Raw genomic sequence first — 11,844 nt, forward strand, 5'->3', positions numbered from 1 at the left:
ATCGCATCACGATGCGCAGGGCGCACGTCGACACCGTGCCGGACGGCCGTCGGAGCGCGTGGTGAACGTGCTCGCGTCGGCGTTGGCCGAGACCCTGTCCCGCAGCCCGCGGGATCTCGTCCTACTCGCCGACAAGCAATGGTCGCGCCATCCCTGGCAGGAGATTCACGCCAGGGCCGGAAGTGTCGCCGAGCGGTTGCGCGACCAGGACATCCGCCGGGTGGGACTGGTCGGTGCGCCGACCGCGGAACTCGTCTCGACCGTCATCGGTGCCTTCTACGCCGGGGCCGCCGTGTCGATTCTGCCCGGACCGATCCGCGGTGCCGACGCCACCCAATGGGCGCAGGCCACCCAGGATCGATTCCGAAGCATCGACGTGCAATTGGTCGCCAGCCAGGGCACGTATCTGGAGAAGATCCGCACCGCCGGGCAAGGGTTGCCGGTCACCGATCTCACCGACCTCGCACCCGCCGGACGATCGAGCGCCATTGGATGCGCAGAGGTCGACGTGTCCACAGCGATTCTGCAGGGCACCGCGGGGTCGACAGGCACCCCGAAGACGGTGGAGTTGTCGCCGACGGCGGTGCTGGCCAATCTCAGCGGTCTCGGCAAGCGCATCGGTTTGCAGGCCGGCGATGTGGGGTGCTCCTGGCTTCCGCTCTACCACGACATGGGTCTGAGCTTCCTGCTTGCCGGTGCGCTGGCCGGTAACGAGGTGTGGCAGGCACCGACGGCAGCCTTCCAGGCCTCGCCGTTCCGGTGGTTGAACTGGCTGTCGGAGAGTCGGGCTTCGGTGACCGCGGCGCCCAACATGGCCTACGGCATGATCGGCAAGTACTCCCGCCGCGTCGCCGACGTCGACCTGTCCGGGCTGCGGTTCGCCCTCAACGGCGGCGAACCCGTCGACTGTGAGCTCACCGAGCGGTTCGCCGTCGAGATGGCACGCTTCGGCTTCTCCGCAGGAGCCCTCTCACCGTCCTACGGTCTTGCCGAATCTACCTGTGCGGTAACGGTTCCTGTCCCGGGAGAGGGTTTGCGCATCGACGAGACCACCTTCACCACCGAGGAGGGCACCGCCACGCGCAGACACGCCGTGCTCGGCACACCGATCGAGGGCATGGAATTACGGATCGAACCCCGCGAGGGGATGGCCGTGGCGGTCTCCGGCCGACAGGTCGGCGAGGTGATCATCCGGGGAACCTCCATGATGTCCCGTTACCTCGGCGACCTGCCGCGCGTCGGCGACGAATGGTTCCGTACCGGCGATCTGGGTTATCTGGTCGACGGTGGACTGGTGGTGTGCGGCCGGGCCAAGGAGATCATCACCGTGGCCGGGCGCAACATCTTCCCCGCCGAGGTCGAGCGTATCGCCGCACGGGTACCGGGCGTGCGTGAGGGAGCGGTGGTCGCGGTCGGCATCGGCGAAGGTTCGGTGCGTCCCGGACTGGTGGTCACCGCCGAGTTCCGCGGGCCCGACGAGGCGGGCGCTCGAGCCGAACTCATGAGGGAGGTGGCCTCGGGCTGCGGTGTCGTGCCCGCCGAGGTGGTGTTCGTCAAACCGGGGACCTTGCCGCGCACATCATCGGGCAAGTTGCGACGGCTCGAGGTCAAGCGCGGGCTCGAGGTCGCCGCGACCTAACCGCTCATCGAGTTCCACGGGCAGAACGCGATGGTTGCGGTGCCGACCATGAACGTCGCCACGTTCTCGGGAACCTTGTCTGCGTTGATCACCACGTCGACGACGTCGAGTTGGTCGACCCCGCCGTCCATGGTGGCGCACAGTTTGTGGCCGCTGGCCAGCGCGGTGGCCGGGGTGTAGAAGCCGGGGATGATGCCGGCGTTGTGCAGCGCGTTGAGGTATGCGCGCTCGGTGTTCTCGTCCGCCGCGGCCGCGGGTGAGCCGAGCAGCGCGGCCGCCCCTGCCGCCGACACGGCGAGGGCCCCACGGAACAGGCAGCTGCGCATGTCTCGACGGTAGTCACTGATCGTGGCGGGGACCAACGATTATGGCGACGATTCGGACACAATGGTCGGTGATGGCTTCCATTCGACCCACCGCACCCGGTCCATTCGTACGGCTGGCCACCCGCGTGGTGAGTGCGCGACTGCGGCTACCTCCGGCGACGACGGGCTACCGGGTGGACCGCGACGTCGCGGTGACCATGCGTGACGGTGTCGACCTGCTGACCGACGTCTACCTCCCTGGTGTCCCGCACGCTGAACCCACGGGAACGGTGCTGATCCGCACTCCCTATGGCCGAACGAACCTTCCCGCCGCCGTGACCGCCGCGGTCTATGCCGTACGCGGTTATCAGGTGGTGATGCAAAGCGTCCGAGGCACTTTCGGCTCTGGCGGTGACTTCCACCCCGGGCATGCCGAGTCCGAGGATGCCGCCGACACGCTGATCTGGTTACGCGACCAGCCTTGGTTCCGCGGGCGGCTGTTCACCGTCGGGTCCTCCTATCTCGGCTACACCCAGTGGGCCCTGCTGATGGACCCGCCCCCGGAGCTCGACACGTCGGTGATCGGCATGGCCCCGCACGATTTTGCCGAATCGGGCTGGGGCACGGGAGCATTCGCGTTGGCCGATTTCCTCACCTGGAGCTACCAGGTCGCCACCCAGGAAGACGGCGGGACGTTGCGCACCGTCGTCCGGATGGTCACGATGCCGCGCCGGTTGCGTCGACCGCTGCGGATCGTGCCGCTACGCGATGCCGGCGCGAAGATACTCAAGGATCGTGCTCCGTGGCACGAGTCCTGGCTGCGCACTCCGGACGCCACCGATCCGTACTGGCGGCCCGCCCGTCTCGGGAGTGCATTGCAGCGCACCCGGACTCCGGTGCTGTTGGTGACCGGCTGGCAGGATGTCTTCCTCACCCAGACCTTCGAGCAATATCGCCGACTCCGCGACGGTGGCGCCGGGCCGACGCTGATCGTCGGTCCGTGGACCCACGGTGACGGTGGTGGGGATGTTTTACGAGAGTCGTTGAGCTGGTTGGCCGGTGAGCGATTCGACGGTGTCCGGGTCTTCGTCACCGGAGACGGCTGGCGGGATCTGTCATCGTGGCCACCTCCGGCCGATGCGCAGCGGTGGTACCTGAGCCCGCGTGCCGCGCTGACACCGCAACCGGTGGACGGTCCGCCCGCCCGGTTCGTCTACGACCCGGCGGATCCGACACCGACGATCGGGGGCCGGTTGTTGTTCGCGCCCCGGGGTTATCGCGAGGATTCTGCGCTGGCCGCCCGCAATGACGTCATCACCTTCACCGGACCCGTGCTCGACCGGCCGGTGGAGGTGATCGGCACCCCGACTGTCGAGTTGGCGCACCGAACCGACACCGGCTGGTGCGATATCGCGGTGCGGATCAGCGAGGTCGGCGCCGACGGTCGTTCCCGAAATGTCAGTGACGGTTACGCCACCCGGACACCCGCCGACACCGGGGTGCTCAGGCTGGATCTCGATCCTGTCGCACACCGCTTCGCGGCGGGGTCACGGATCCGGGTGTCCATTGCCGGCGGTTCGTATCCGCGGTTCGCCCGCAACCCGGGCACCGGTGAGTCGGTGTGGACCGCATCGCGATTGGTGCCCACCACCCACGAGATCGGCACGCGGTCCCGGTTGAGCCTGCCCGTCATGAACGGATGACCCGTCAACGGATCTTGAGCACCACCTTGCCGACGGCGGTCCGGTTCTCCAGCGAGGCGATCGCCGCGCCGGCCTGCTCGAAGGGGAACACCACGGGTGCGGGAGCACTGATCGCTCCGGAGGCCAACAGCGGTGCCAATTCGGTCCACTGCTCGGCCAGATAGCCCGGATGGGTTGCGGCCCAGGCGCCCCAGCCGACCCCGATGGCGTCGACGTTGTTGAGCAGCAACCGGTTCACCCGAACGGTGGGAATCTCACCGCCGGTGAAACCGACGACGAGCAGTCGACCGGCCGGGGCCAGGGACCGCAACGAGTCGGTGAACCGGTCCCCACCGACGGGGTCGAGCACGATATCGACCCCGCGGCCGCCGGTGAGTTCTTTGACCGCGTCCTTGAAACCGTCGACCGGCACCACATCGGTCGCCCCGGCGGCACGGGCGGTATCGGCTTTGGCCTCGGTGCTGACCACCGCGATGGTGCGGGCGGCGCCGAACGCGGGCGCCAGTCGCAGTGCCGAGGTGCCGATGCCGCCGGCCGCACCGTGCACCTGCACCGTCTCACCCTCGGCGAGCCTGCCCCTGGTGCGCAGGGCGCAATGCACCGTCAGATCGTTGAACAGGATCCCGGCTCCGGCCTCGAAGCTCACATTGTCCGGCAGTGCGAACACCCGGTCCGGCGGCAACGTCACCACCTCGGCCATGCCGCCGGTCAGCATGCATAGGCCCGCCACCCGGTCCCCGGCGGTGAACCCGGACCCTTGCGCGGCGCTGCGCACCACACCGGCGACCTCGGCGCCCGGGATGTAGGGAAGCTCCGCCTTGTGCTGGTAGAGCCCGCGGGTCTGCAGTGCGTCGGGAAACGCCACCCCCGCGGCGTGCACGTCGATCACCACACCGTCGGACTCCGGTTCGGCGATCTCCACCAGTTCGGCTGCCTCGGGCCCGTCCAGTCGGGGTATCTGTATAGCGCGCATGACTGACCATTTAACATGCGTCAAGTGATCAAGGCACGTGCCGCGGTGCTTCTGGAACCGGGCCAGGAACCGCAGCTCACCGATATCGAACTACGTGATCCGGTCGGCGACGAGGTGCTGGTGCGCATCGATGCCGTCGGCATCTGCCACACCGATATCACCATGGCGTCCTGGTGCAGCAAGACACCGATGGTATTCGGCCACGAGGGTGCGGGCACCGTGCTCGCCGTCGGTCCGCACGCCACGCCGCGCCCCGGCGAGCAGGTGGTGCTGACGTTCGCCAGCTGCGGACAGTGTGGCAACTGTGTGGCCGACCGGCCCGCCTACTGCGATCAGTCCACCAACCTCAACATGCGCGGGAGCCGTCGAGACGAGACGAGCCCGCTGCGGTTGAACGGCGCACCCATCACCGCGGGCTTCTTCGGTCAGTCCAGCTTCGCGTCCCACGCGATCGCAGGCAGTCGCAATGCCGTGGCGCTGCCCGCAGGCTTGGACCCGGCCCTGGCCGCCCCGCTGGGCTGCAGTGTGCAGACCGGTGTCGGTGCGGTGGTGAACGTCATCGGACCCGTGCCCAGCGTGGCGGTGTTCGGGGCGGGCGCGGTCGGGCTGTCGGCGGTCATGGGCGCACGTATTGCCGGCGCCGAGACCATCATCGCCGTGGACCCGGTGCCAGAGCGGCGGGCGCTGGCCGCCGAACTGGGCGCCACCGCGACCATCGATCCGACGTCCACCGATGCCGCGGCCGAGATCATCCGGATGACCGGGGGAGTCGCCGGTGCGGTCGACACCACGGCCCGCCCGGAGGTGATCAACGCGGCGGTCGGTGTGCTCGCCTCGCGTGGCACCCTGGCCCTTGTCGGTCTCGGCGCGCCGACGGCGGAGCTGCCGGTGACGCTGATCATGGGCAAGGGGCTGACGGTGCGCGGAGTGGTCGAAGGTGACAGCGACCCGCAGATGTTCATCCCGCAGCTCGCCCGCTGGTATCACGAGGGCCTGCTGCCGCTGGACCTGCTGGTGAGTACTTTCGCGTTCGACGATTTCGCGTCCGCTTGGTCGGCGGCCGAGTCCGCGACCGTCATCAAACCGGTGCTGGTCACGTAACGCCGGTACGTATCGAGACAGGGGCTACGCTCCCGTCTCAGGCAATGATGCCGAGGATTGGAGCCACCGTGACGCTACCCACCCTTCCCGAGGGACGCCCCCTGACGGTGCGCTCGGCCGACGGAACCCGCCTGCACGCCCAGGTGTTCGGCCCCGATGACGGCTACCCGATCGTGCTGGCGCACGGAATCACCTGTGCCATCGAGGTATGGGCCCATCAGATAGCCGACCTGGCCGGTGATTACCGTGTCATCGCCTACGACCACCGCGGGCACGGTCGCAGCGAGATCCCGCGCCGGCGCAGCGGCTACAGCCTGAACCACCTGGCTGCCGATCTGGACTCGGTGCTCGATGCCGCGCTCGCGCCGGGCGAGCGCGCCGTCATCGCCGGGCACTCGATGGGTGGCATCGCGATCACCTCGTGGTCGCAACGCTATCCGCGCCGCGTTGCCCAGTGCGCCGACGCCGTGGCCCTGATCAACACCAGCACCGGCGATCTGCTGCGCGATGTCCAGCTGGCCAGGGTGCCTGCCGCGCTGGCCGCCACCCGCGTGCGTACCGCGGGCTCCCTGCTGAAGACCTTCGGCGCCACACCCGTACCCAAACTCGCCGACCGGGCCAACAAGCGTTTCGTCGGCTACCTGGCCGTCGGTGCCACCGCCGAGCCGGAGGTGGGCGAGCTGGTGTACCGGCTGTTCGCCACCACTCCACCCGCCGGGCGTGGCGGCTGGGCCAGAGTTCTGGTCGATGGTCTTGGCGCACAACATATCTCGTTGTCGAACCTGTCCGTGCCGACCCTTGTCATCGGGAGCACGCAGGACCGGTTGCTGCCCATCAACGCCTCGCGTCACATCGCCGACAACGCACCCCGGCTCGCCGAGTTCGTCGAGCTGCCCGGCGGACATTGCGCCATCCTGGAATGCCCGGCTGAGGTGAACCGGCGGTTGCGCTCACTCACCGAAAACGTCGGCAGGCAACGCATCAGCTCGTGAGATAGGTGGCGGCCTCGGCGGCGGCACGCCGGCCCGACCGGACCGCGCCGTCGAGAAAACCCGTCCATTGGTCGGCGGTTTCGGTTCCCGCCCAGAAGATCCCGCCCACCGGTGTGCGCAGATGCGCGCCGTGCGCGGTCCAGGATCCCGGTGGCACGGCCGCAGTCGGACCGCCCGGTGCGAACGGTTCGGCACTCCAACAGTGGTCGAGATAGTCGATGGGTCGGGCGGCCTTGTCACCGAACAACGTCACGAAGCACCGCAGTGCCTGCTCGCGGCGTGCAGCGGGCGGGAGTGAGTCGAAGGTGCGTGCGGACGCAAAGCCCAACAGCACGCCCGGTCCCTGATCGCCCGGGCTGACATCGAAGGTGATGAACACCGGTCCGTCGTCGGACAGTGACTCTCCCGAGCAGCCGTCGGCGCGCCAGAACGGGGTGTCGTAGGCCGCGTATGCCTTGCTGAGATTGCCCTGCGGCCAATTCGGGATGAGCTCGGCATGCCCGGTGGGCAGGGCCGGCTCGAAGTCGATCGCACCGCGATGGGCCGGCGGAATCGCGATGATCACCGTCCTGGCCGAGTGCGTACCGCGCCCGGATTCGACGACGTATCCGTCCTCTGTGCGTAAAACCCGCTGTACCGGTGCCGATGTCAGGACCCGTTCGCCCAAATCTGCGGCCATCCGTGCGGCGATCGGCTGGGTTCCCGCCGGGAAGTGGTCCTGCTGTGCGCCACCCTTGACGTCGAGCATCCGGGCCAGCCCGCCGGCGGCCTTGATATAGCGCACGGCGTGCAGCATGGACACCTCGTCGGGCTCACAGCCCCAGGTGACGCGGGACATGATGGCCATCAGGTTGCGCGTCGACGCACCTGCGTGCACGGCGCGCAGCCAACTCTCCAGGCTCTTCTGGTCCAGACGCGCCGCGGCCGGCGCAGACCAGGTGTCGGTGACCGGGATGAGCCGGGACAGCCGGTCGAAGCGCCATTGGATCCGGGAGACGTCGAGAAGCTCGATCAGCGACAGCTTGGGGATGGTGCTGCGGTAGGACCGCACCTTGCCGTGCCAGTGGATCAGGTTCTTGCCGCGGCTGTATGTCGGCACGGTCGCACAGCCCAGTTCGGCTGCCAGTTCGCGCACGGCGTCCTGGGTAGGGCCGACGAAGGTTGCGCCCAGGTCGACCGGCACGCCGGCCACGGTCGCGGTGTAGGAACGTCCGCCCACCCGGTCGCGACCCTCAAGCACAAGTACATCGTGGCCGAGTCCGGTCAGCTCGCGCGCTGCTGACAGACCAGCAAACCCTGCCCCCACCACGATCACATCGGTCACGGCACCCAGTGTGCCGTCTCGGCGCGCCGAGGTGGGCGTTGCCTGCATTTTCGCTTCGAAATCGCATTAGGGTGACGGCCTGTGAAGGTGATGACTGCACTGCATGGATTGTCCGGAGCTGCCGAGCGGGCCCGCGAGTTGCGCGATGCCGGGGCCAGCGGTGTGTTCACCTTCGAGGGGCCGCACGATGTGTTCGCTCCGCTGACCTTGGCGTCGACGGTCGGCGGGCTGGACCTGATGACCAATGTGGCAATCGCCTTTCCGCGCAATCCGATTCACCTTGCCCACCAGGCCGTCGATCACCAGATCTTGACCGAGGGACGGTTCACCCTCGGGCTTGGCACCCAGATCCGCACCCAGATCGAGAAGCGATTCGGTGCGGACTTCGACCGGCCGGTGGAACGGATGGTCGAACTCGTCGGCGCGCTACGTGCGATCTTCGCGACCTGGCAGACCGGTGAGCGGCTGGATTTCCGAGGCGAGTTTTACCGGCACACGCTGATGACGCCGACCTTCACCCCGCGGGACAACCCCTACGGACCGCCGCCGATCTATGTCGGTGCGCTCGGGCCACGTTTGACCAAGGCCACCGCGCAGCATGCAGACGGGTTGCTGGTGATGCCCTTCGGTAACAAGAAGTTTCTGCACGAGGTGACGATGGCGGCGGTCGACAAGGGCCTGGCCGCCGCCGGCCGGACCCGCGCCGACCTGGCGGTGGTACCCGAGATCATCGTCTCGGTGGCCTCCGATGCCAACGACGATCACCGGGCGACCCGTCAGTTGTTGGCGTTCTACGGATCGACGCCGGCCTACCGGCCGGTGCTGGACATCCACGGTTGGGGAGATCTGCAACCCGAGCTCAATGCACTGTCCAAACAGGGCAAATGGGCGGAGATGGGATCGCTGATCGATGACGAGGTGCTGCACACCATCGCGGCGTGCGGTACTCCGACCGAGATCGCCGACCATGTCCGGGACCGGGTGGCGGGCATCTCCGACCGGATCTGCATCTACCAGCCGGGCCCCATCGAGACCGACTCGTTGGCTCAGATCGTTGACGCGTTGCACACCTGAGGTCCTATGGTGGTTGGTACGGGAGAGGACCATGAGGAGGTTGTCCGATGGCCGAGCGTGCCGAGGCTGATGAAGCCGAGTTCAGCGATGTCCTGATCATCGGGGCGGGCATCTCCGGGATCAACGCTGCCTACCGCATCCGTGAGCGCAACCCGAACCTGACGTTCACGATCCTGGAGCGGCGCGAACGCATCGGCGGTACCTGGGACCTGTTCCGCTACCCCGGGATTCGTTCCGATAGCGATATCTTCACGCTGAGCTTCCCGTACGAGCCGTGGACCGGTCGCGATCATGTTGCCGAGGGCGCCGACATCCGCGACTACCTGGTCGCCACGGCCCGGAAGTTCGGCATCGACCAGCACGTCCGGTTCGGCACGCAGGTGTCCTCGGCCGACTGGGATTCCTCGACCGATACCTGGACGGTGCATGCCGAAAGCGAGGGGGGCGCGACAACGTATCGATGCCGGTTCCTGTTCTTCGGCACCGGCTACTACAACTACGACGAGCCATACACCCCGGAGTTCCCGGGTATCGAGAACTTCGGGGGCACGGTGGTGCATCCGCAGTTCTGGCCGGAGGATCTCGACTACACCGGTAAGCGCATCGTCGTGATCGGCAGCGGTGCCACCGCCATCAGCCTGGTGCCTGCGCTGTCGGCCACGGCGGGTCATGTCACGATGTTGCAGCGTTCGCCGACGTACATGATGTCCATGCCCGCGGTGCCCAAACCGACCGAGGCGGTCCGCAGGATGCTGCCGCGCAAGATCGCCCACCAGGTGGTCCGATTCCGCAACGCGTGGATGCACTACTTCATCTACGTGTTCTTCCGCAGCATGCCGAAGTTGGGACGCAAGCTGATCCGGCGAACCACCATCAGTGCGCTGCCGAGCGGCTATCCCGTCGATGTGCATTTCAAGCCGCGCTATAACCCGTGGGATCAGCGGATGTGCCTGGTGCGCGACGGTGACCTTTTCGAAGATATCAGCGCGGGAAGGGCCGATGTGGTGACCGACCACATCGACCATATCGATGCCGACGGGATCGTGCTGAAGTCCGGTGACCGCATCGACGCCGACATCATCGTCACCGCCACCGGGTTGCAGCTCCTGGCACTTGGTGGGATCCAGATCAGCATCGACGGTGCCACGATCGATCCGACCGACCGGTTCGTCTACAAGGAGTATCTGCTCGAGGACGTCCCGAACATGGCGTGGTGTATCGGCTACACCAACGCCTCGTGGACGTTGCGGGCCGATATGACCGCACGCGCGGTGGCCAGGCTGCTCGCCTATATGGAGGAGAAGGGCTACACCCATGCCTACCCGCACCTGGGTTCGGTGGCCATGCCCGAGAAGCCGACGTTCGATCTGGCCGCCGGTTACGTGACCCGCGCACTGCACGCGTTGCCCAAATCGGGCACCCGCCGGCCGTGGAAGGTGCGGCACAACTACGCCCTGGACACCTTCGAGCACCGGTTCGACCGGATTGAGGAGTCGATGACGTTCGGTCGGGTGCAATCGGGTTCGCGTCCCGCGCCCGCTGACGCTCCCGCCGAAGTGAGTGCCTGAATCACGGGGTCCGAATCGTCAGGCCGGTGGCCAGCAGCTGGGTGGCCGACAGTCCGAACGTGGACTTGAAGCGGTCGGATAGATGTGACGAGCTGGCGAAACCGGCCTCGACGGCAGCGGTGGTGAGGTTGGCCCCGGCCGACAATTCCGCGCCCGCGCGCATCAGCCGGCACCACATCCGATACCGGCGCAGGCTGGTGCCGATATCGGCGGAGAACAGATGCAGGAAGCGGGATTCGGAGAGGCCGGCCTCGGCGGCGAGCTCCGAGGCCCGTGCCGCATGCACGGGGTCATCGCGGATCTGTTTGGCGGCCAACTCCATCCGCGGGTCCACCGTGCGCAATTCCCGGGGTGCGGCGATATCGAGCCAACGCCCGGCCTCCCGGTCGTCGTGCGGTGGGGAAAGTAGAAGCTGTTCTGAGCGGTGCCCTATGCCGATGCCGTGGGTGATGTCACGGAACTGGTTGCGGCAGGCCGTGCTCCGTTGTGCGGCCGGATCCAGATAGCAGGACACCAGCGGTCCGGTCATCGTCAGATGGTGGGTCAATCGGGGCGGGATGAGCGCGCTGCGTGTGGTGACCCGATACCCGCCGATATCGACGGTCAGCGGCGCATCCACGCCCACGGCCAGACACCACACCGACCCTGAATGCGGATCGAGGCCCAGCGCCGGACCGGAGTACAGCGCCTGTCCCGGCCAGATCCAGACGGCGGGATAGCAGGTTTGTGGAAGCTCGGTCCCCTCACGCGTTGACATGCTGGACTCCTCACCGCATCGATCAGGAGGTTACCGTGGCAGCAGCCGTCATCGTGTCCGTCGGGGTGTTCTTTACCGGAATGGGGCTGTACGCGCTGGCCGCCCCCGCGGCATTGTTGCGCCCCTTCGGTTTTGCCGTAGCCTCGGACACCCAGCGCGCCGAGGTGCGCGCCGTGTATGGCGGGTTCGGTCTCGCGATCGCCGGCGTGCTCGGCTACGCGCTCTTCGCCCCCGATGCCGTCCGCACGGGCATACTGCTGACGGTGGGGGTGGCGCTGGCCGGAATGGCGGCGGGCCGCATCATCTCGGCAGCGGTGGGTGACCGGACGGCCTTCTACCCCAACTGGTTCTACTGCCTGGTCGAAGGGGCCGCTGCCGCGGTGTTGTTCTGGTTTGCCTGACGCACGC

General features: G+C 67.5%; 11 protein-coding genes. 7 read left to right on the forward strand and 4 right to left on the reverse strand.

Annotated elements, in window-relative coordinates; all coding sequences use genetic code 11:
* Nucleotides 1-61 precede the first annotated feature (61 nt).
* Entirely contained in the window at nucleotides 62-1,639 is a 1,578-nt protein-coding gene (gene mbtM / locus PGN27_RS22130; RefSeq protein WP_335328034.1) for a long-chain-fatty acid--ACP ligase MbtM, read from the forward strand.
* Here mbtM and PGN27_RS22135 read toward each other — a convergent pair.
* The gene (locus PGN27_RS22135; protein ID WP_335328035.1) at nucleotides 1,636-1,965 is read right to left on the reverse strand and encodes a DUF732 domain-containing protein; all 330 of its coding nucleotides are present in this window, start codon (nucleotides 1,963-1,965) and stop codon (nucleotides 1,636-1,638) included. The genes mbtM and PGN27_RS22135 overlap by 4 nt on opposite strands.
* 71 nt (nucleotides 1,966-2,036) lie before the next feature.
* Between PGN27_RS22135 and PGN27_RS22140 the strand changes: the two genes are divergently transcribed.
* Nucleotides 2,037-3,647 carry a CocE/NonD family hydrolase gene (locus PGN27_RS22140; RefSeq protein ID WP_335328036.1) on the forward strand — a complete coding sequence of 537 codons (1,611 nt, stop codon included), beginning with the start codon at nucleotides 2,037-2,039 and terminating at the stop codon, nucleotides 3,645-3,647.
* Between the two features lie 4 nt (nucleotides 3,648-3,651).
* On the opposite strand, the gene PGN27_RS22145 is transcribed toward PGN27_RS22140, so the two are convergent.
* Nucleotides 3,652-4,620: an NADPH:quinone oxidoreductase family protein gene (locus PGN27_RS22145; protein ID WP_335328037.1), complete on the reverse strand. Its 969-nt coding sequence runs from the start codon at nucleotides 4,618-4,620 to the stop codon at nucleotides 3,652-3,654.
* Between the two features lie 24 nt (nucleotides 4,621-4,644).
* Here PGN27_RS22145 and PGN27_RS22150 point away from each other — a divergent pair, with 24 nt between their 5' ends.
* Together PGN27_RS22150 and PGN27_RS22155 are read left to right on the forward strand one after the other, a co-directional pair.
* Nucleotides 4,645-5,721, forward strand: coding sequence for an NAD(P)-dependent alcohol dehydrogenase (locus tag PGN27_RS22150; RefSeq protein WP_335328038.1), 1,077 nt, complete (start codon nucleotides 4,645-4,647; stop codon nucleotides 5,719-5,721).
* 68 nt (nucleotides 5,722-5,789) lie between these two features.
* A complete protein-coding gene (locus tag PGN27_RS22155; protein ID WP_335328039.1) occupies nucleotides 5,790-6,713 on the forward strand; it encodes an alpha/beta fold hydrolase in 924 nt (307 codons plus the stop codon).
* Here PGN27_RS22155 and PGN27_RS22160 read toward each other — a convergent pair.
* Nucleotides 6,703-8,085, reverse strand: a complete 1,383-nt coding sequence (locus PGN27_RS22160; protein WP_335328040.1) for a flavin monoamine oxidase family protein — start codon at nucleotides 8,083-8,085, stop codon at nucleotides 6,703-6,705. The genes PGN27_RS22155 and PGN27_RS22160 overlap by 11 nt on opposite strands.
* Before the next feature lie 42 nt (nucleotides 8,086-8,127).
* Here PGN27_RS22160 and PGN27_RS22165 point away from each other — a divergent pair, with 42 nt between their 5' ends.
* Both PGN27_RS22165 and PGN27_RS22170 read left to right on the forward strand, forming a co-directional pair.
* Nucleotides 8,128-9,111, forward strand: a complete 984-nt coding sequence (locus tag PGN27_RS22165) for a TIGR03617 family F420-dependent LLM class oxidoreductase (protein WP_335328041.1) — start codon at nucleotides 8,128-8,130, stop codon at nucleotides 9,109-9,111.
* Nucleotides 9,112-9,158: 47 nt separating this feature from the next.
* Nucleotides 9,159-10,679 (forward strand): flavin-containing monooxygenase, encoded by a 1,521-nt coding sequence (locus tag PGN27_RS22170; protein ID WP_335328042.1) that lies wholly within the window; start codon nucleotides 9,159-9,161, stop codon nucleotides 10,677-10,679.
* A gap of 1 nt (nucleotide 10,680) precedes the next feature.
* Here the strand turns inward: PGN27_RS22170 and PGN27_RS22175 are convergent, their stop codons facing one another.
* Entirely contained in the window at nucleotides 10,681-11,436 is a 756-nt protein-coding gene (locus PGN27_RS22175; protein ID WP_335328043.1) for a helix-turn-helix transcriptional regulator, read from the reverse strand.
* A gap of 35 nt (nucleotides 11,437-11,471) precedes the next feature.
* Between PGN27_RS22175 and PGN27_RS22180 the strand changes: the two genes are divergently transcribed.
* Nucleotides 11,472-11,837, forward strand: a complete 366-nt coding sequence (locus PGN27_RS22180; RefSeq protein ID WP_335328044.1) for a DUF4345 family protein — start codon at nucleotides 11,472-11,474, stop codon at nucleotides 11,835-11,837.
* Nucleotides 11,838-11,844: the final 7 nt, after the last annotated feature.

Source organism: Mycolicibacterium neoaurum (genome assembly GCF_036946495.1).
Lineage (GTDB): Bacteria > Actinomycetota > Actinomycetes > Mycobacteriales > Mycobacteriaceae > Mycobacterium > Mycobacterium neoaurum_B.